This is a genomic window from Curtobacterium sp. MCBA15_016 (assembly GCF_001865105.1).
GTDB lineage: Bacteria > Actinomycetota > Actinomycetes > Actinomycetales > Microbacteriaceae > Curtobacterium.
Genome location: NZ_MJGR01000002.1, coordinates 12,699 through 32,725, shown reverse-complemented (window position 1 = coordinate 32,725; position 20,027 = coordinate 12,699). Strand labels below are relative to the sequence as shown.

Annotated in this window: 16 protein-coding genes; 8 read left to right on the top strand and 8 right to left on the bottom strand. The window is 70.0% G+C overall.

The genetic code is table 11. The features are described from left to right. The 4 genes from BIV03_RS01495 to BIV03_RS01480 all read right to left on the bottom strand — a co-directional run. Positions 1 to 597 (bottom strand): FGGY family carbohydrate kinase (locus BIV03_RS01495; protein WP_254790675.1); only part of this gene is annotated, 597 nt, incomplete at its 3' end. Continuing rightward, positions 594 to 2,126: an FAD-binding oxidoreductase gene (locus BIV03_RS01490; RefSeq protein WP_083403125.1), complete on the bottom strand. Its 1,533-nt coding sequence runs from the start codon at positions 2,124 to 2,126 to the stop codon at positions 594 to 596. The genes BIV03_RS01495 and BIV03_RS01490, both read right to left, overlap by 4 nt. A 97-nt stretch (positions 2,127 to 2,223) precedes the next feature. Further along, a complete protein-coding gene (locus tag BIV03_RS01485; RefSeq protein ID WP_071294383.1) occupies positions 2,224 to 3,000 on the bottom strand; it encodes an SDR family NAD(P)-dependent oxidoreductase in 777 nt (258 codons plus the stop codon). Positions 3,001 to 3,026: 26 nt separating this feature from the next. Beyond that, positions 3,027 to 4,310, bottom strand: coding sequence for a nitrate/nitrite transporter (locus BIV03_RS01480; protein ID WP_175475669.1), 1,284 nt, complete (start codon positions 4,308 to 4,310; stop codon positions 3,027 to 3,029). A gap of 309 nt (positions 4,311 to 4,619) precedes the next feature. Here BIV03_RS01480 and BIV03_RS01475 point away from each other — a divergent pair, with 309 nt between their 5' ends. The 4 genes from BIV03_RS01475 to BIV03_RS01460 all read left to right on the top strand — a co-directional run bounded on the left by BIV03_RS01475 (position 4,620) and on the right by BIV03_RS01460 (position 10,143). After that, entirely contained in the window at positions 4,620 to 5,642 is a 1,023-nt protein-coding gene (locus tag BIV03_RS01475; protein ID WP_070417111.1) for a LacI family DNA-binding transcriptional regulator, read from the top strand. Positions 5,643 to 6,145: 503 nt separating this feature from the next. Beyond that, positions 6,146 to 7,669: a multiple monosaccharide ABC transporter ATP-binding protein gene (gene mmsA, locus BIV03_RS01470; RefSeq protein ID WP_175473765.1), complete on the top strand. Its 1,524-nt coding sequence runs from the start codon at positions 6,146 to 6,148 to the stop codon at positions 7,667 to 7,669. Next, positions 7,666 to 8,958 carry a multiple monosaccharide ABC transporter permease gene (gene mmsB / locus BIV03_RS01465; RefSeq protein ID WP_070417112.1) on the top strand — a complete coding sequence of 431 codons (1,293 nt, stop codon included), beginning with the start codon at positions 7,666 to 7,668 and terminating at the stop codon, positions 8,956 to 8,958. Before mmsA ends, mmsB begins: the two co-directional genes overlap by 4 nt. 78 nt (positions 8,959 to 9,036) lie before the next feature. Continuing rightward, positions 9,037 to 10,143: a sugar-binding protein gene (locus tag BIV03_RS01460; protein WP_070417113.1), complete on the top strand. Its 1,107-nt coding sequence runs from the start codon at positions 9,037 to 9,039 to the stop codon at positions 10,141 to 10,143. A 122-nt stretch (positions 10,144 to 10,265) separates the two neighbouring features. On the opposite strand, the gene BIV03_RS01455 is transcribed toward BIV03_RS01460, so the two are convergent. After that, positions 10,266 to 10,643 carry a DUF86 domain-containing protein gene (locus BIV03_RS01455; RefSeq protein ID WP_071294381.1) on the bottom strand — a complete coding sequence of 126 codons (378 nt, stop codon included), beginning with the start codon at positions 10,641 to 10,643 and terminating at the stop codon, positions 10,266 to 10,268. Further along, the gene (locus BIV03_RS01450) at positions 10,640 to 11,155 is read right to left on the bottom strand and encodes an XRE family transcriptional regulator (protein ID WP_083403123.1); all 516 of its coding nucleotides are present in this window, start codon (positions 11,153 to 11,155) and stop codon (positions 10,640 to 10,642) included. Before BIV03_RS01450 ends, BIV03_RS01455 begins: the two co-directional genes overlap by 4 nt. On the opposite strand from BIV03_RS01450, the gene BIV03_RS01445 reads away from it, so the two are divergent. Together BIV03_RS01445 and BIV03_RS01440 are read left to right on the top strand one after the other, a co-directional pair. Beyond that, complete coding sequence (locus tag BIV03_RS01445; RefSeq protein ID WP_139201826.1) at positions 11,154 to 12,311, top strand: hypothetical protein; 1,158 nt, start codon at positions 11,154 to 11,156, stop codon at positions 12,309 to 12,311. The two genes, BIV03_RS01450 and BIV03_RS01445, sit on opposite strands and share 2 nt — an antisense overlap. A 194-nt stretch (positions 12,312 to 12,505) precedes the next feature. Beyond that, entirely contained in the window at positions 12,506 to 13,060 is a 555-nt protein-coding gene (locus BIV03_RS01440; RefSeq protein WP_139201825.1) for a hypothetical protein, read from the top strand. A 25-nt stretch (positions 13,061 to 13,085) separates the two neighbouring features. Here BIV03_RS01440 and dcd read toward each other — a convergent pair whose 3' ends face one another. Continuing rightward, positions 13,086 to 13,673: a dCTP deaminase gene (dcd, locus tag BIV03_RS01435; RefSeq protein WP_070417116.1), complete on the bottom strand. Its 588-nt coding sequence runs from the start codon at positions 13,671 to 13,673 to the stop codon at positions 13,086 to 13,088. Positions 13,674 to 13,761: 88 nt separating this feature from the next. Between dcd and BIV03_RS01430 the strand changes: the two genes are divergently transcribed. Then, positions 13,762 to 14,853 (top strand): GNAT family N-acetyltransferase, encoded by a 1,092-nt coding sequence (locus tag BIV03_RS01430; RefSeq protein ID WP_071294377.1) that lies wholly within the window; start codon positions 13,762 to 13,764, stop codon positions 14,851 to 14,853. Positions 14,854 to 14,935: 82 nt separating this feature from the next. Continuing rightward, on the top strand, positions 14,936 to 16,981 hold the full coding sequence (locus tag BIV03_RS01425) for a cytochrome c oxidase assembly protein (protein ID WP_071294376.1): 2,046 nt from the start codon (positions 14,936 to 14,938) through the stop codon (positions 16,979 to 16,981). Positions 16,982 to 17,050: 69 nt separating this feature from the next. On the opposite strand, the gene BIV03_RS01420 is transcribed toward BIV03_RS01425, so the two are convergent. After that, on the bottom strand, positions 17,051 to 19,984 hold the full coding sequence (locus tag BIV03_RS01420) for an Ig-like domain repeat protein (protein ID WP_071294375.1): 2,934 nt from the start codon (positions 19,982 to 19,984) through the stop codon (positions 17,051 to 17,053). Positions 19,985 to 20,027 lie beyond the last annotated feature (43 nt).

Below are 20,027 nucleotides of genomic sequence, written 5' to 3'. Positions count from 1 at the left end.
GCCGACCGGGAGGCCCGTGGCCGCCGCGGCCTCGGCCGTGACGGTGCCGAGGACCTCGCCCGGCGCGACGAGCTCGACCAGCTGGTCGCGTCGCATGCCGGTCGCGGCATACGCCGCTTCGTCCTCGCTCCACCGCCAGGTGTCGGTGTCGATCGGCCAGACACCTTGGTAGTTGGCCGCGGTGTCCCGGAAGGCACCGGTGAGCCGGTGCGTGACGTACCCGGAGGACGTCGTGACGTACGCCACGTCGTCCTGCTCGGCGACGAAGGGCGCGCCGACGCGGGCGTCCATCCAGCTCAGGACCGGCTGGGCGAGCGACCCGTCGGCGCGGAGCACCGCCCGGCAGAACCGGATCGTGCAGAGACCGACGCCGACGATCTCGGACGGGTCGCCCGGGAACGCCTCCATCGCGATCCGGCACGCCGCCGCGATCGAGTCCCAGAGGTCGTCGTCCGGGTGCTCGACCACTCCAGGGGCCGGCGTGTGGTTCGGCCGCAGCGGCACACGCCCCTCGGCGACGACCCCGCCCCGCTCGTCGAAGACCGTGACCTTCGACGACTGCGAGCCGTTGTCGATGCCGACGAGGTACCTGGTCATGCGCCGGTGCGCCCGCTCGTCGCGCGACCGAACGTGGTGTCGGGGTCGGCCGCGGCCGGCTGGATCGCGCCCGGCTCCGGGAAGATCGTGCCCTTGTTCATGATGCCCTTCGGGTCGAACTGCGCCTTGAGTCCCTGCATGATCGCGAACGCCGAGCCGTGCTCCTCCTCGACCCAGGGGGTGCGGTACTTGCCGACACCGTGGTGGTGGACCATCGAGCCACCGTGGCGCAGCGCCTCCTCGACGATGATCGCATTGAGGGGGATGTGGTACTTCTCGATCTCCTCCTCGGGCGAGCAGTCGATGCGGTAGTCGTACACGAAGTACATGTTCGTGCCGGTCTGGTAGCTGTGCGACGAGTGGCCGCCGAGCATCGTCAGGTCGCCGGCGTACGGGTACTCCTCGCGGATGCGGCGCATGACCGCGTCGTACACGTCGCCGACGGCCGACCAGTCCGCCGAGACCTCGGTCGTGTAGCCGAGCTGCTTGTCGCGCAGCATGACGGCCTTCTCGGCGTCGATCTTGTCCTGGCCCCAGTTGAGGTTGTCGAACCACGCCTCGATGAGCGCGGGGTCGACCTGCTCGTGCGGGTGCTGGGCGAGGACGCGCTGGATCTCCTCCGAGGTCGCACGGACGATGCCGGCGGGACCCTCGGCGACGAAGACCACGACGCACTTGTCCTTCGAGAAGTGCGAGAAGTGCTGGTTGGCGTCCTCCGGCGAGTACAGCCGCACGACCGAGGGGTGGAAGCCGTTCGTGATGACCTCGCGCAGGATCGCGATGCCCGTCCGCATGTCGTCGACGAGCGCACCGTGGAACTCGTTGTTCTCGGGCTGGTACGTGAAGAGCTTGACCGTGACCTCGGTGATGACGCAGAGCGCACCCTCGTTGCCGATGACCACGTGGCGGATGTCCGGGCCGGCCGAGCGGCGCGGGACGGCCTTGATGCGACGGACCTTCCCGCCGGGGAACACGGCCTCGAGCCCGACGACCATGTCCTCGATCGCGCCGTACAGGGTGGAGAACTGCCCGATCGAGCGGGTCGCGACGAGGCCGCCGTACTGGGCGAGCGGCTTCGACTGCGGCGAGTGGCCGGTGGTGAGGCCCTGTAGGCGGAGCTCGTCCTCGAGGCGCTGGAGCGGCACACCGGCCTGCACCGTGACCTGCATGTTCTCCGGGTCGATCTTCAGGACGGCGTCCATCCGCGAGCAGTCGAGCACGATCGTGTCGACGACGCTCGTCTCGAGGCCGCCCTCGGTACCGGTGCGACCGGTGCGCGGGACGATGTTGACGAGGTTGTCGTCCGCGAACGCCAGGATCGCGGCGACGTCCTCGGTCGACTCGGCGTTGACGATCGCGACGGGGGTCGGGGCGTCGTGGATGCCGTGCACGGACTGGTACTTCTTGAACCGGTCGACGCTGGCGTCCTTGAGGTGCTGCTCGTCCGTGTCGATCTGTTCGGGGCGGACGATGCCGGCGAGACGCTGCAGGATCTCGGCCCGGTCGAGGGTGGCGATCGAGTCGATCATGGTGGTGAGCCCTTCGTTGGTGTGTTTCGTTGCTCTGGTCTGGTGGTCTGTGCCCAGGAGGCGCGTGGCGGCGCCGTCACGCGCCTCCTGTCCGTCGTCAGCGGACGAGGTACCCGCCGTCGACGGTGAGGGTGTGGCCGTTCACGTAGTCGGATGCGCGCGAGGCGAGGAAGACCGTCGCGCCCATGAGGTCGGCGACGTCGCCCCAGCGCCCGGCCGGGATGTGGTCGAGCACGCGCTGGTTCGTCTCCGGGTCCGACCGGGTCTGCTCGGTGATCTTCGTGGCGAAGTACCCGGGCGCGATCGCGTTCACCTGCACGTTGTGCTGCGCCAGCTCGTCGCAGTACGCCTTCGTGAAGCCGACGATCCCGTGCTTGGTGGCGGCGTACGCGGGCGACCACTGTCCACCGAGGAACGCGAACAGCGACGCGATGTTGATGATCTTGCCCGAGCCCTGCGCGACGAAGTGCTTCGCGACGGCGTGCCCGAGGGCGAACGGCGCGGTGAGGTTCACGGCGATCATCGGGTCCCACTTCGCGCGGTCGAACGCCTCGACGTCGTCGAGCAGGCAGATGCCCGCCGAGTTGACGAGCACGTCGACCCCGCCGAGCCGCTCCGTGCACGCGTCGACGATGCGCGTCGGGGCGTCGGCGGCGGTGAGGTCGACCTCGAGGAACTCGTACCGGCGTCCCTCGCCCTCGACGAGCGCCCGGGTCGTGCCGTCGTCGTCGACCACGCTCGGCACGAACACGTCGGCGCCGGCCGTGGCGAGGGCGAGCGAGAACGCCCGACCGAGGCCCGAGTTGCCGCCGGTGACGATCGCACGCTTGCCGGCGAGCGAGAACAGGTCCATCGAGAAGTCGCGGATGTCCATGGGGTGAGGGGTCCTTTCGAGGTGGGTCAGGCGGCGACGACGACGTCGGGCGCCGGGCGGTTCCGCAGTTCGCGTGCACGGACGCGCATGGTGAGGGTGGTGAGCAGGAAGCCGAGGACGGCGGCGCCGAGGAGGACAGCGAACATGGTCGTGTAGCCGCCGCCCTGCGAGGGCACGCCGTTCGCCGGGTCGCCGACCCACCACGCGCCGAGGGCGGGGAGGAAGGCGTCCGGCAGGTAGGCGATGCCCGAGGCGAGCCCGATCACACCGCCGCGCTGGGCGAGCGGGACCTCGACCTCGCCGACCTGCGCCCAGTAGATGCCGCGCGAGGTGAACACCGCGAGGCACATCACGATCATGAGCACGACGGCGATCCACACGAGGGCGGGGTCGTGCGGCAGGAGCAGGAAGCCCACGGCGCTGATCGCCGCGACGACGAACGCCCACCGGAGGAACGCCGGCGACGACTTCGTCCACCGGTCGACGAGCACGCCGCCGACCGGGCCGCCGACGATCTGGAACACGTACGTGCGGACGACGCCGATCGCCCCGAGGAGCACGACGGGCACCGCAAAGCCGTCCTGCAGCAGCGGCGTGAGGTAGCCGAGCAGCGTGTAGAAGCAGTACATCGCCATGATCGAGAAGCCGATCAGCCAGGTGTACTTGTTGCGGGCGGCGGCCCCGAGCTCCCGGAGCGACACGGCCTGCCGTCCGACCTGGCCGAGGGCGTCCCGGTCGGTGCGGACGACGACCAGGACGAGCACGGCGAACACGAGGCAGAGCACGCCGTAGATGCGCATCACCCAGAGGACCCCGCCCGTCTCGGCGATCGCGGCGGCGACGATGGCGGCGCCGACGAAGCCCACGACGGTCGACGTGATGCCGCGGACGCCCTCGAGCCAGCCGAAGAGCTTGCCCTGCTCGTCGGCGGTCCCGAGCATCGAGACGAGCTTCACGAGCGACGACCAGTACAGCCCCATGCCGAGGACGGCCATGAGCACGTGGGCGACCACGACGCCGGTCTCACCGGGCACCGTCGACAGCCAGAGGTCGACGATCCCCATCCCCGCGAGCGCGATCACGATGAGCGCCTTCGGCGAGAAACGGTCGGCGAACCAGCCGCCGCAGAAGTACATGAGCACGGCGACGGCGCCGAAGACCGACGTGATCTCGCCGTAGCGCTGGATGGTGAGGTCGAGCGCGTGCGCGGTGTCCGCGAGGAACACGAACCGGATGTACGCGACCTGGAAGATCACGCCGCCGGTCATCGACAGGACGATGAAGCTCGTCAGTCTGCGGGCCTTGGTCAAGACCACTCCTTCGTGGTGGATGGGGTTCGGTGGACGCAAAAAAGAGAACAGCGACACCCCAGCGCTGGTGCGCTGCGGGTGTCGCTGTTCTCTGAGGTCTGGAGCGACTGCCGTCCTCGAGCGGACGGCCGATCTGCAGTTGTGCGTTCCGGTACGGGCGATATGCCGGATACGACGTGAACCGTACCCCACCGGATCGGGAAACGACAACTCAGGTGGCGTGGATGCCGGAGGCGTGCATAATGATCTGGCTCGGAATGTGAACGTGCACATGGGCGTGCCACGGCCCCGGGCAGGAAACGAGTAGCAATGGCGTCGACGCGGGCACAGCAACCGCGGTCGCCCAGCATCCGCGACGTCGCGCGGGTTGCCGGTGTGTCCCACCAGACGGTGTCTCGGGTGCTCAACAACTCGGACGCGATCCGGGCCGAGACCCGCGACCGTGTCCTCGCGGCGATGGAGCAGCTGCAGTACCGGCCGAACCGTGCCGCACGGGCACTGGTCACCAGCCGGACGCGGACGATCGGTGTGCTCACCGCGCAGCGCTCGCACTACGGGCCGGCGGTGACGATGCAGGCGATCGAGGACGCCGCGGTCAGCCGCGGGTACTCCGTGACGACGGCGAACATCGCCGAGCCGACCGACACCGCCGTCCGCGACGGCCTCGGGCACCTGCTCGACCAGGACGTCGAGGGGATCGTGGTCATCGCGCCGCAGCAGCGGGTGTTCGACCTCATCGAGGAGCTCGGGATCCGGACGCCGTACGTCACGATGCGCTCGAGCGTCGGCGAGGACCCGACCGCGCTCTGGGTCGACCAGATGGAGGGCGCCCGGCTCGCGACGGCGCACCTGCTCGACCTCGGGCACGAGTACGTCCGGCACATCGCCGGACCGCAGGACTGGATCGAGGCAGACGCCCGGATGCAGGGCTTCCTGCGCGAGATGTCCGACCGCGACATGCCCGTCGTCCCGCCGATCCTGGGCGACTGGTCCGCCGACTTCGGGTACCACGCCGGCCGGGAGCTCCTGCGCTGGCGGGACTGCACCGCGATCTTCTGCTCGAACGACGCGATGGCGCTCGGGGTGGTGCACGCCGCGCGCTCGTACGGCCTCGACGTCCCCGGGGACCTGTCGGTGGTCGGTTACGACGACATCCCCGAGGCGAAGCACTTCTGGCCGCCACTCACGACCGTGCAGGTGGACTTCGCCGAACTCGGCCGACGGTGCGTGGACCTGCTCCTGCCCGGCGACGACGACGCCGTCCTCCGGCCGATCGACATCGTGCCCCAGCTCGTGGTGCGCGGCTCCACGGGCGCTCCGCGCAAGCGCTGAGCGCCGCGCGGGCGCGCGTCGCGCCGCGCTTCGTGAGCAGAAATGGTCGGGTCGGGCAACGCGACCCGACCATTTGTGCTCACGATGCGGGGCGGGGCGCGCCCGTGCGCGGACGGGAGGCGCGGGGCGGCGCCGACCCGCGCCTCCAGGCCGTCATCGACCCACCCGGGTACCCCAACGCGGGGGACGTGCGGTGCCCGGTTCCGCCAGATCACGCGGCCCGTTACACAAACGCGACCAAACCGAATTGACAGGCGCGCCGATCGCGTGCGTAGTATTACCTCCGTTCCGCCGATGTGAACGGTCACATGACCGTCACGACGCGGGACTCCGGACGCGACAACGAAGTCCACACAGGCCTCCTGTGCCCTTCGTCGCCGCTCGCAGAACCACCCGAAGGACTGCCGCATCGCAGCGGCAGAAGGAGATGCACCGTGGCGTCAACCCCGATCGACACCGGCCTCGAGACCCGGTCGATCACCGCACCCGAGACGATCCTCGAGATGCGCTCGATCACCAAGGAGTTCCCTGGTGTGAAGGCGCTGTCCGACGTCTCGCTCAGCGTCCGTGCCGGCGAGATCCACGCGATCTGCGGCGAGAACGGCGCCGGCAAGTCGACCCTCATGAAGGTCCTGTCCGGCGTCTACCCGTACGGCACCTACGACGGCGAGATCGTCTTCGAGGGCGAAGAGGTCCGGTTCAAGGACATCAAGCAGTCCGAGCAGTCCGGCATCGTGATCATCCACCAGGAGCTCGCGCTGATCCCGGAGCTCTCGATCACCGAGAACCTGTTCCTCGGCAACGAGCCGGGCAAGTTCGGCGTCATCGACTGGACGAGCGCCCAGCTCCGTGCACAGGACCTGCTCGCCCGCGTCGGCCTCGCCGACGACCCGGACACGCAGATCAAGAACATCGGCGTCGGCAAGCAGCAGCTCGTCGAGATCGCCAAAGCCCTGCACAAGGACGTCAAGCTCCTCATCCTCGACGAGCCGACCGCGGCGCTCAACGAGAACGACTCGCAGCATCTCCTCGACCTCATCGTCGGGCTGAAGGCCAAGGGCATCTCGAGCATCATCATCAGCCACAAGCTGAACGAGATCGAGCAGATCGCCGACGAGATCACGATCATCCGCGACGGCAAGACCATCGAGACGCTGAACGTCAAGGGCGACGGCGTCAACGAGGACCGCATCATCCGCGGCATGGTCGGCCGCTCGCTCGAGAGCCGCTTCCCCGACCGCACCCCGAAGATCGGTGAGACGTTCTTCGAGGTCCGCGACTGGACCGTCCAGCACCCGCTCGACTCGTCGCGCCTGGTCTGCAAGGGCTCGAACTTCCACGTGAAGCGCGGCGAGATCGTCGGCTTCGCGGGTCTGATGGGCGCCGGCCGCACCGAGCTCGCGATGAGCATCTTCGGCCGCTCCTACGGCACGTGGCTCGGCGGGCAGATCATCAAGGACGGCGAGGAGATCAAGGTCACCAACGTCCAGCAGGCGATCGAGCACGGCATCGGCTACGTCTCCGAGGACCGCAAGGCGCTCGGCCTCAACCTGCTCGACACGGTCAAGCGATCGACCGTCGCGGCCGACCTGCAGAAGATCTCGAAGGCCGGCGTCGTGGACTCCCTCGAGGAGTACAACGTCGCCGAGAAGTACCGGAAGCTGCTCCGCACGAAGGTGCCGACCGTCGAGGAGAACGTCGGCAAGCTCTCCGGCGGCAACCAGCAGAAGGTCGTCCTGTCGAAGTGGATGTTCACCGACCCGGACATCCTCATCCTCGACGAACCGACCCGCGGCATCGACGTGGGCGCCAAGTTCGAGATCTACGGCATCATCCAGCAGCTCGCAGCCGAGGGGAAGGGCATCATCCTCATCTCCTCCGAGCTCCCCGAACTCCTCGGCCTCTCCGACCGGATCTACACGATCTTCGAGGGCCAGATCACGGCCGACATCCCCTCGGAACAGGCCGATCCAGAAACGCTCATGCGCAGCATGACCTCCGCGCGGAAGGGCGCTCTCGTCTCATGAAGAACCTGAAACTGCTGTTCGGCAAGGGCAACAGCATCGGCCAGTACGGCATGATCATCGCGTTGATCGCGATCGTGATCTTCTTCTCGATCACGACCAAGGGCCTGATCCTCGAGCCGACGAACGTCATCAACCTGTTCCTGCAGTACTCCTACATCCTGATCCTCGCGCTGGGGATGGTGATGGTGATCATCGCCGGCCACATCGACCTGTCGGTCGGTTCGGTCGCGGCGTTCGTCGGCATCATCGTCGCGCAGTCGATGTCCGTGTGGCACTGGCCGGCATGGGCCGCGATCATCCTCGGCCTGGCCGTCGGCGCCCTCGTCGGCGCCTGGCAGGGCTTCTGGGTGGCGTTCGTCCGGGTCCCCGCGTTCATCGTGACGCTGGCCGGTCAGCTCATCTTCCGCGGTGCGAACCAGATCATCGGCCAGTCGACCTCGGTGCCGACCCCGGACTCGTACAACGCCATCGGCGCCGGCTACCTCGGTGACTTCGGCCCGGACTTCGGGTACTCGAACGGCACGCTGCTCATCGGTCTGGCCACGATCATCGCCCTGATCGTCATCGAGGCCCGCGGCCGCTCCCGCCGCAAGAAGATGCAGGCCGAGGTCCCGCCGCTGTGGGTGTCGATCGTCCGCACGGGCGTCCTCGTCGCCGTCACGCTCGTCGCGACCTACCTGTTCGGCGCCGGCCCCGTCGGTACCTCGATCCCGATCGTCGCGATCATCCTCGGTGTCCTCACGATCATCTACGGCTTCATCACGAAGAACACGATCTTCGGTCGCCAGGTCTACGCGGTCGGCGGCAACGCGAGCGCCGCGGTGCTCTCCGGTGTCAGCGCCCGCAAGGTCAACTTCTTCGTCATGGCGAACATGTCCGTGCTCGCCGCGGTCGCCGGCATGGTGTTCGTCGGCTACTCGAACGCCTCGGGTCCGGCTGACGGCACCGGCTGGGAGCTCGACGCGATCGCCGCCGTGTTCGTCGGTGGCGCCGCGGTCGCGGGTGGCATCGGCACGATCTCCGGGTCGATCATCGGTGGCCTCGTGATGGCGCTCCTGTCGAACGGCCTCCAGCTCATGGGCATCGAGTCGAACAAGGTGCAGATCATCCGTGGTCTCGTCCTCCTCGTCGCGGTCGCCTTCGACGTCTACTCGAAGTCCCAGGGCCGCCCGTCGCTCATCGGCGGCATGATGCGGCAGTTCCAGAAGAAGGACACCGAGCAGAACACGGTGGCAGCCCAGCAGCCGCAGTCCATCCAGGACCAGCCGGACAAGGTCAACACCCAGTAAAGACGTGGCGCCCCGGGCTCCCGGGGCGCTCGAACCCCTCACCACAGCACCACCCCTCAACGAAGAGAAAGCACTCACATGCGCAAGAAGCTCATCGCCGGCATCGGCCTGGCGCTCGTCGCGGGCCTCGCCCTCAGCGGCTGCTCGGCTCGCGGCACCTCCGGCTCGGACTCGGGCTCGAGCACCGAGATCAAGAAGGGCGACCTCATCGGTGTCGCCCTGCCGGCCAAGACCTCGCAGAACTGGGTGCTCGCGGGCGCCGCGTTCGAGAAGTCGATCGAGGACGCCGGCTTCAAGGCCGACATCCAGTACGCCAACGCCGGCAACCCCGTCCCGGACCAGCAGTCGCAGATCTCGGGCATGGTCACCAAGGGCGCCAAGGTCGTCATCATCGGTGCCGCCGACGGTTCGCAGCTCGGCTCGCAGGTCAAGGCCGCCAAGGCGAAGGGCGTCACCGTCATTGCCTGGGACCGCAACATCCTGAACACCAAGAACGTCGACTACTACGTGGCGTTCAACAACTACAAGGTCGGCCAGCTGCAGGCGCAGGCACTCCTCGACGGCCTCAAGGCCGAGAAGGGTGACGGCCCCTACAACATCGAGCTCTTCGCCGGTTCGGCGGACGACGCGAACGCCACCGTGTTCTTCAACGGTGCGATGAACGTCCTCGAGCCGAAGATCAAGGACGGCACCGTCAAGGTCACGTCCGGCCAGGAGACCTTCCAGAAGGTCCAGACCAAGGGCTGGCTCGCGCAGAACGCCCAGTCCCGCATGACCGACCTGCTGTCGCAGTACTACTCGGGTGACACCAAGCTCGACGGCGTCCTGTCGCCGAACGACACCCTCGCCCGTGCGATCCTGACCGCGACGAAGGCCGCCGGCAAGCCGAACCCGGTCGTCACCGGCCAGGACTCGGAGACCGCGTCGATCCCGCTCATCATGCAGGGCACGCAGTACTCGACGATCTACAAGAACACCACCGAGGAGGCGCAGGCCGCCATCGACCTGGTGTCCGACCTCTCGAAGGGCAACAAGCCCGACACCAAGATCGACAAGACGAACAACTACAACGGCGTCAAGACGGTTCCGGCGATCGAGCTCACCCCGGTCCTCGTGACCAAGGAGAACGCGGTCGAGGCCTACAAGGGCAACGACACCCTCGAGGCACTCGCCAAGAAGGGCTGATCTCCCCGATCACACGACGACGGCCCCGTCTCGCTCCGGCGAGACGGGGCCGTCCCGCGTTCGCGGCGGGGGCACGGTCGGACGGGAGGCGCGGTCCGGGGCCGACCCGCGCCTCCCGTCCGTCACTGCGTCGGGTCCACTGCCCCTGCCGCGCCCCGACGGTCACCGCGCGCTGCGTGCGCGGCGCGCAGGCGGTGGACCGCCTCGCAGAGCGACGGCACGTCCACCCGGGCCGTCCCGAACACCACCGCCGGCGTCGTGTCGAAGTACCGCCGGGTGAGGCGTTCGCCGAGGAGCGACACCCGCGACCACGGGATGCTCGGCTCGGTCGACGTCACCGCGCTCGGGAGCATCCGGACCGCCTCGCCGATCTCGACCAGTCGCATCCGGACCGCGTCGTACACGAGTCCCTCCGGCAGTGCGTCGTCGTCGACGTAGGCACGGATCACCCCGCAGGCACGGATCACGTCGTCGAGCCGGTCCCCGACGTCGCGGCTCACAGCGGCACCGCGTCCCGGACGGCGTCGGCGCCCATGCCGGCGGCGTCCACCACGTCCACCCGCACGCCGAGGAGCTGCTCCGCCTCGTCCTGGATCCGCATGAGCGCGAAGATGCCGAGTCCGGGATCGAGGTCCACCATCAGGTCGACGTCGCTCGCCGGGCCGTCCTCGCCCCGGGCCACGCTGCCGAAGAGCCGGGGGTTGCGGCCACCGAGGCGCTGCACGATCGCGACGAGTTCCCGCCGTGCGGCCATCACCCGTTCGCGGAGGGGCGGCGGTTCCTCGACGGGGTGCAGGTCGATCGCGGCCGTGAACCCCGCTGCGAGCAGGAGCCGCTGCAGTGCGGCGAGGGACGGCTCGCGGCGTCCGTTCTCGTAGGTGCTGATGACGCTCTGCGTGACGCCGGCGCGGTCGGCGAGCTGCACCTGGGTGAGTTCGGCGCGGAGGCGGGCGTCCCGGATGAGCCCGGCTGCCGACACTGGCGGCGCGGGTCGTGGGAGTACTGCGGACATGCGGCCACGATACACAGAATGCGACATTTCTTTACGCACATCCTGCGGTTCGGAGTGCCGCGTCCAGGAGATTGCGACGGGCGATATCGCGGGCCGCGTTATGCCGAATACAAGTTTTTCCATTCGACGTCCGCTTTGCTTGTACGATCACGCCATGGACGTCGTGCGAGGCCTCGAGTTGCTCGAGACAGTTGTGCCCGACCTGGACCTCTCCGTCCGTGCGACCTCGTCACGGACCGCCACTCTGACGTCTCGGCAGGGACTCCGCCACGTGCTCATCCGGGCGCTCGACACCCCTCCGACCCCGGCGCGCGTGATGCGTGAGCTGGGCACTCTCGGCCGAGGCGCGATGGCGGCTGAAGCGCTGCTGTACGTCGTTCCACGATCGACCGCCTCCCTCCGCGCGATCGCGCTCGCTGACCCGCGGGTGATCGTCGCGGCCGTCGACCAAGGTGCCGTACTGATCGACGGCACCGAGTGGTCGCGGACGCCCGTTCCGGCCCCGGTGCGTGGCTCACGCGGCCGCACGCCCTGGGGACGGTTCGCGCTGATGCGAGCGCTCGTGCGCACCGGCGCTCCGCGAACACAGTCCGAACTCGCGAGCGAGACGGGCGTCACCCAGCAGGCGATCGCGCTCGCCCTGCCCGCGTTGCACAGCCTCGGCGTGGAGCGAACGGCCGGAGGATGGGTCGGTCGTGATGCCTCAGCGCTGTGGGACGAGTTCCTGTCGGCGTACCCGGGCCCGTCGGGGGTACGCAGACGCTGGACGAGCGTGGCCGCGCTCGACCTCCAGCGGCAGCGGGCAGTCGAGGCAGCGCGCTCCGAGTCACGTCCGGTGCTCGTCTCCGGCGACTCGGCCGCCGACACCCTCGCGCCGGTTCGTCGCCCGGTCGTCGCGGTCCTCTACAGCGAGGCCGACCTCGACCTCGCGACACGCTTCACCACGGCACCACCCGGTGACGAGACGCTCGCGGTGGTCGTCCCCGCAGATCCCACCGTCTTCGCGACCGCTCGAGCCTGGGACCCGCACGGCGCACCGACGCTCACGGATCCGCTGGTCACGGCATGGGAGGTCGCCAACTCCCGGGGTCCCGACCGCGACGACGCGGTCTTGGCACTGCGCCGCGTCACGCTCGACGGGCGGGACGAACGGTGATCCGTGTGAGCGTGGTGGTCCCGTGCACCTCGGTCGCCGACGAACTCGCTTTCGCCTCGCTCGGTGACGCAGTACGCGCGATCGCCGATCGCAGCGCCGCGCGCATCGTCGGAGGCCACATGGTCGGACTGCTCCTGACAGCGTTCCCGGTCGACGGACTCGCGGCGCGGCGGACCGTCGACGCTGACGCGGGCGTGAGCACTGAGATCGCGGCCCGCGGTGACGTGGTCGACAGGCTGCTCGCCGACGGGTACCGGGCAACCGCCGGAAACCGGTTCGAGCGGGACGGCCGAACGATCGACCTGCTCGTGGAGTCGCTCGACGGACGCTTTCGCCCACGGCACCTCGGCGGGCGGCACTTCGACGCGAGTCCCGGCCTCGACGTCGTCCTCGCACAGGACCCGATCGAGGTCGACACGACCGTGGTCGACACCCACGGTCGCGAAGAGCGCTCCGTGGTCCGGGTCCCGACTGTCGAGATGGCGACGATCCTCAAGACGTACGCCTGGGCTTCGCGCCGCTCCACGAAGGACCTCGCAGACCTCGGGCACCTGCTGGAGATCCGTCATGCACACGGTGCCGACGCCGTCGGCGGGTGGGCCCTCGACACCGAACCGGTGAGCGGGCGCCGGCTGGACACCGCACGAACCCTCCGGAGCATCAGGCCGGCCGATGCACGATTCGCGGACTCCGGGATCGCCGGGCCACGCTTCGTCGCGCTGATCAGGGAGTACATCGCGGTGGTCTGACGTCCGACGTCCACCCGGGTGCCGGTCAGGAGCGGCGGGAGACGTCCGTCCGCAGGAAGTTCTGCGCCGAGCGGGACGGCGTCGGACCGCGCTGCCCCTGGTACCGCGACTGGTACTCGGCGGACCCGTACGGCTTGTCGGCCGGGCTCGACAGCTGGAAGAAGCAGAGCTGGCCGATCTTCATGCCCGGCCAGAGCTTGATCGGCAGGGTCGCCACGTTCGAGAGCTCGAGGGTCACGTGCCCGGAGAAGCCCGGGTCGATGAAGCCCGCCGTGGAGTGGGTCAGGAGGCCGAGGCGCCCGAGCGAGCTCTTGCCCTCGAGCCGTGCCGCGATGTCGTCGGGCAGCGTGACGACCTCGTACGTCGAGCCGAGCACGAACTCCCCCGGGTGCAGGACGAACGCCTCGTCCGGGTCGGTCTCGACCAGCCGGGTGAGATCGGGCTGGTCGACCGCCGGGTCGATGTGCGGGTACTTGTGGTTGTCGAACAACCGGAAGAACTTGTCGAGCCGGACGTCGATGCTCGACGGCTGGACGAGCGAGGCGTCGTACGGGTCGAGGCCGATCCGGCCCTCGGCCAGCTGGGCGGTGATGTCGCGGTCGGAGAGCAGCACGCGACGAGCCTAGCGGCAGCGGAACGGCACCGGTAAGCTGCGAGGCTGCCCAGCGTCGGGCGGCGTCACACGGCCAGGAGGAACCGACATGACCGCGTTCACCGTGCACGAACTCGACGTGCCCGCCACCATGGACGACGACGCCGCGACGGTGCAGGCCTTCCGCGACTGGGTCCGCGTGCAGAACGCGGCCGAGGTCGCCGTCACCCGGTTGCCCGAGATCCTCTGGACGCCCGAGGAACAGCTGCCGTACCTGCTCGACCCCGAGGCACCGAGCCGCCTCTTCGTCGTGCGCGATCCCGACGGCGACGTCGTGGCGGCCGGCTCCTACGACACCAAGCAGGCACCGGGGACCCCGAACTGCTGGATCGCGGTCGCCGTCGCGCCGGACCACCAGCGGCGAGGCATCGGCACGCTGCTGGCCGAGCACCTCGAGGGCATCGCCCGCGACGACGGTCGCACCCAGTGGAAGACGTACGCGGTGTCACGGCAGGTCGGACCGGCGTCCGGACCGGGGTACCTCGTCCCGCCCACCGGCCACGGCGCCGTGCCCGAGGACGAAGCCGGCGCACGGTTCCTCACCGGGCGCGGCTGGCGATTCGGACAGGTCAACCGGATCAGCCGCCTGGCGCTGCCCGCCGACCACTCCGTGGTGCGCGAGCTCCACGACCGGGCAGCGGCCGCCGCCGGACCCGACTACCGGGTACACGCGTGGGCCGGGCCGACGCCGGAGCAGTGGCTCGACGGCATCGCGCTGCTCGAAACCCGGATGAGCACCGACGCTCCGGAGGGCGACATGGAGGAGCCGGAGGACGTCTGGACGCGCGAGCGCCTGCAGGAGCACGAGGCGCAGCTGCACCGCTCGCCGCGCACGATGGTCACGGTCGCGGTCGAACACCTCCCGACCACCACCTTGGCCGGTTTCACGCAGCTGGCGGTGCCGGACGCGGAGCACCAGCCGGTCATGCAGGGCGACACCCTCGTGCTGCGGGAGCACCGCGGGCACCGGCTCGGCTGGCTGCTCAAGGTGGCCGGGATCGAACGCGTCGAGCAGGACTTCCCGGGGCGACCCTCGATCATCACGTTCAACGCCGAGGAGAACCGCCCGATGCTCGACGTCAACGAGGCGGTCGGGTTCGTCGGTGTCGGGAGCGAGGGCATCTGGGAGCGCCGCGTCTGACGTCGTGACCTGAGGCGGGCCGCAGCCGGTGCGCGCGACGCACGCCGCGCCTCCAGGCCCACACGCCTACGATTGGACGGTCATGACCGTCACGTCACCCGAAACCCAGCCAGGAGGCGCGGCGCCGGAATCGGCGCCCGTCACCGCGCGCACGTCCACCGTCGCGACGGTCCTCGTCGTCGCCGTCCCGCTCGCGGTGGCGTGCTCGATCCTCGGGATGACGCTCACGGGCGCCTTCACCGCGAACCAGCAACTGGTGTCCGCCGGCGACCTCGTCGAGTACGGGCTGCCCGTCGCGCGCGTGGTGCACGACACCATGGCGGCACTGACGATCGGCCTGCTCGTCGTCGCGGCGTTCGCACTCCCGGCGCAGAAGAAGGACCACCGAGCGATGTCGAGCGTGCAGCACCGCGCCGCGCGCTGGGCGGCCGCGACGGGTTCGGTGTGGTTCCTCGCGGCCGTGGTGAGCATCGTGCTGACGGGCGCGAACACCCTCGGCGTCCCGCTGACGAACCCGGTGTTCGCGCGGAACTTCACCCTCTTCGCGTTCCAGGTCGAGATCGGGCAGGCGCTCGTGGTGTCGGCCGTGGCGATCCTCGTCGCGACCGTGGTCGCCGCGTTCGCCACCCGGGTGACGACGCTCGCGGTGGCGACCGTCGCCGGGCTGTTCGCGCTGCTGCCGCTCGCCCTGTCCGGGCACGCGGCCGGGTCGCTCGAGCACGCCAACGCGGTGAACTCGCTCGCGGTCCACCTCGTCGCCGTGTGCGTCTGGGCCGGTGGCCTCGTCGCCGTGCTCGTCCTGCGCACCCGGACGAAGGGCGCCACCGGGCGGGTCGTGTCGCGGTACTCGACGCTCGCGGGGTGGGCGTTCGCCGCGGTCGCGTTCTCGGGCATCGTGAACGCGTCGCTCCGACTGACCGGCCCGCTCGACCTGTTCACGACGACCTACGGGTGGCTCATCACCGTCAAGGCCGCCATCCTCGTGCTGCTCGGGCTCGCCGGGGTCGTCCAGCGGCGGCGGCTCGTGCCGGGGCTCCTCCGCGCGCCCCTCGACCGCCGGGTGTTCGTGCGGTTCGCCCTCGCCGAGATCGTGTTCATGGCGATCGCCATCGGGGTCTCCGTCGCCGTCTCCCGCTCGCAGCCGCCGATCCCGCAGACGCCGGAGACCGGAGACGACACCCGCTCCGGACTCATCGGGTTCGCGTACCCGCCCGCGCAGACCGTGCAGACCTACCTGACCCAGTGGCACATCGACTGGGTGTGGCTAGCGCTCGCGGTGGTCGGGGCCGGCTGGTACCTGCTCGCCGTCCGGAAGCTCCGGAAGCGCGGCGACAAGTGGCCCGTCGGACGCACGATCGCGTGGCTGCTCGGGTGCGCGCTGTTCATCTGGACGACCTCGGCGGGGCCGGCGGTCTACGGGATGATCCACTTCTCGTCGCACATGCTCCAGCACATGCTGCTCATGATGTTCGTGCCGCTGCCGCTCGTGCTCGGCGGTCCGGTGCTGCTCGCGCTGCGGACCCTGCCGGTGCGGAACGACGGCTCACGCGGGGCCCGTGAGTGGCTCATGCTCTTCACGCACTCGCGGTACATGCAGTTCCTCGCGAAGCCGGCCGTCGCCGGGGTGATCTTCGCCGGGTCCCTCGTCGTGTTCTACTTCACGCCCGCGTACGAGTACGCCATGCAGTCGCACGAGTGGCACGTGGCGATGATCGTGCACTTCGTCTTCAGCGGGTACCTGTTCTTCTGGGTGTTCGTCGGCGTCGACCCGGGCCCGAAGCGACCGCAGTACCCGATCCTCATCATCGCCCTGCTCGCGACCCTGGCGTTCCACGCGTTCTTCGGCGTCGCGGTCATGACGTCGGAGTCGGTCTTCGCGATCGACTGGTTCCATGCGCTCGGGCAGACGAACGACGCCGCACTCCTCGCCGACCAGCACACCGGCGGCGGGATCGCGTGGGGTGCGTCCGAGCTGCCGATGGTGTTCGTCGCGCTGCTCGTCGTGCGCAACTGGGTGAAGTCGGACACCCGTGACGCGAAACGCCTCGACCGCAAGGCGGAACGGGACGGGGACGCGGATCTCAAGGCGTACAACGAGCGTCTCGCCGCGATGCACGACCGCGACTGACGGGAACAGGACCGCGCACCGTGCGAGGTCGCACGGTGCGCGGTCCGGTGGGTCTGCCCGATCTGCTTGCTACTCCGAGGCGTCCCGGGCAGCGCGGGTCCGGCGGACCATCAGCAGCACCAGGCCGCCGAGGAGCAGTGCGGCCGCGAGGCCGATGCCCGCGCCCATCGCGAGCGGCGACCCGGTGAACGCGAGCGCACCGGTGCCCGACCCGACCGGCGCGTGTGACGGGGTCGCCGCTGCGGTCGGGTCGGCGGTCGGGTCCGCTGCCGGGGTGACCGTGGCGGGTGCGGCCACGACGACGACCTCGATCGTGGTGGTCGACGCCGCGAAGGACGCGTCCCCGCTGTAGGACACCGTCACGGTGTTCGTCCCGACGGGCAGCGCATCGGTCTCGCAGCTCGTCTCGGGGAGCGTCGCCGTGCACAGGACGGTCCCGTCCGCCGCGGTGAAGGTCACCGTGCCGGTCGCGCCGGTCGGCAGGCCGGACGCACTGAGGCGGACCGTGGTGCCGACGACCGCGCGGGTCGTGTCGGTCGAGCCGACCAGCTCGGTCGGCTGCGCGGTCACGACCAGGTCGAAGGGGTCGCCCTCGGCCGGCTCGTAGTTGTCGTCACCGCTGTACCGGGCGTGCACGCGGTAGGTGCCGCCGGCGAGGTCGGCGGGGACGTCGCAGGTCGTGTCGGGCAGGGTCGCGGTGCAGAGCACGGTGCCGTTCTCGGTGACGTAGTCGATCGTCCCGGTGGCGTCCTTCGGCACGTTCGGGCTCCCGAGCGTGGTGGTCTCGCCGTGCGTCACGGTCACCGTCGTGTCGGTGCCGGGGCCGGACGGGTCGGACGGTCCACTCGGGTCCGTCGGGTCGGACGTGCCCGGCGTGATGGTGGTCGCGGCCTTCCGGACGGTGAGGTCGACCGCCACGGCCGTGGAGCCCTCGTACCGACCGTCGCCCGAGTAGACCGCGGTGACCGAGTGCGTCCCGGCGGCGAGCCCGGAGACGTCGCAGCTCGTGGCCGGCAGGGTCGCCGTGCAGAGGACCTTCCCGCCGGCGCGGAACTCGACGGTCCCGGTCGGTGCGGGCCGGTCGCCGTCGACGGCGTCCAGGCCGTCGACCGCGAGGGTCACGGTCGCGCCGTACGTCGTGGACGCCGGCGTCGACGTCACGGTGATCGCGGTCGGGACCTTCGAGACGACGAGCGAGCCGTCACCCGTGGCCGAGGCGTGGTCGGCGTCACCCTGGTAGGTCGCGGTGATCCCGCGGGTGCCGACCGTCGAGGTCGGGACGTCGCAGGACGCGGCTCCGGAGGCGAGCGTCGCGGTGCAGAGCACGGCGCCGGACTCGGTGTCCGTGAACACGACGGACCCGGTCGGCGTGGTCGCCCCGTCGGACTCCCCGGAGGCGACGCTCGCCGTCAGGGTGGCGCGGTCGCCGACGACCGCTGCGGCCGCACCGACCGAGACGGTGCTCGACTGCGGCTGGACCTCGACGGCACGGGTGACGGTCACGGCCTCGGCGTCGGTGGAGGCGACGACGGTCGAGACGGTGGCGGTGCGGGCGGCGCCGGACACCGTGTACGGGATCGTCAGCGTCGGCAGGACGGTACCCGGCGTGCGGTCCGCCGCGGCCTGGTCGCACGTGACGACCTGACCGGCGGCGGTGCAGCTCCAGCCGTCGCCGCTCGCCGTGGCGACGTCGGGCGTGACACCCGTCGGGAAGGTGGTGGTGGTGCGCACGAGCTGCGCCTCCGAGCCACCGTCGGCCGACACGGTGGGGGTGAGGGTGTACGTGCCCGAGCCGGCGTGCGCGACCTTCGCCGTGCCTCCCGTCTGGGCGGTCAGCACCGGCACCGGACCGGCGACGGTCGTGGTCTTGAGTGCGTTGACCTCGTGCACGTCGTTCGATCCACCGGTGCCCGCGACCCATCCGTAGGTGAGCTTGTACGGGTACCCGGTGGTCTGGTCGACCCACGAGGACGGCACGCCCGCGACGTTGCTGCCGCCCTTCAGCGTGGGGAGCGCGCCGGCCAGGACCTGCCGGGTCCCACCGCTCGACGTGAAGACGACCTTGAACGTGCCCGGATCGACCGACACGTCCGTGTTCCCGGTGCCCTGCGCGCGCAGGGTCGAGGTCGTCGGGTTGATGACGATCTCGACGGGGACCTTCGCGGTGGTGCGGTCGGTCACCCCGGTCCGGCTGAGCGTGCCGTTGCCCGCGAGCGGGGTGCCCGCGGTCGTCGAGACGATGCAGTAGCCGTTCAGGCCGTTGCCGGGGCCCCGGACCGTGACGTTGTTCGCGTAGGCGGCAGCGGACGCGTCCGCGGTGCAGCCCGAGCCGCCGAACGCCTTGTTCGAGAAGTTGCCGAACCGGTCGAGGCCGACGCCGAGGTAGGCGTGGGAGAGCCCCGACGCCTTCGTGCCGATGGACGCGTTCTGGCTGTCGGTGATGCTCGCGCTGTAGCCCAGCGAGCCGCCGAGGTACCCGATCTTCTCGGGGACCTCGGGGTTGTACGGGTCGGTCGCGGCGAGGTAGAAGACGATCCCGTCCGCGCCGTTGCCGTTGTACTGGTAGCTGTCGAAGACGGCGTCGATGCCCTTGGTGATCGGGACCGACTGGCGGGAGCCGACGCCGCCGGCCTTGTCGCCCTGCGCGGTCGTCAGGCGGAGCGCCCCGTTGCCGCTGGCGTCACGGACCGAACCGGAGGCGATGCCCTTGCCGTCCGTGGTGCAGGTCGGGATGCTGCCGTCGTTGCTGGTGCCGGCGGCCGGGGCCGCGGTGAGGCACGCCTCGTTCGCCGCGCCGGACTGCGTGGACGGCAGGAGGTAGCCGTCGCCGACCGAACCGGTCGTGAACCCCTCGTTCACGAAGGTGGTCTGCGCGGGAGCGGCGGCGGACGCGGTGGACGCACCCGCCCCCACGAGCGCGAGACCGGCGAGGCCGGCGACGACGACGCCGGAGAGGATGCTGCGAGCGCGCGCGACGGCACGCTTCTGGGGTTGTGTACGCACTGGAGCCCTGTTCAGTGAGAAGAGCGGTGCCGACGAGGAGCGT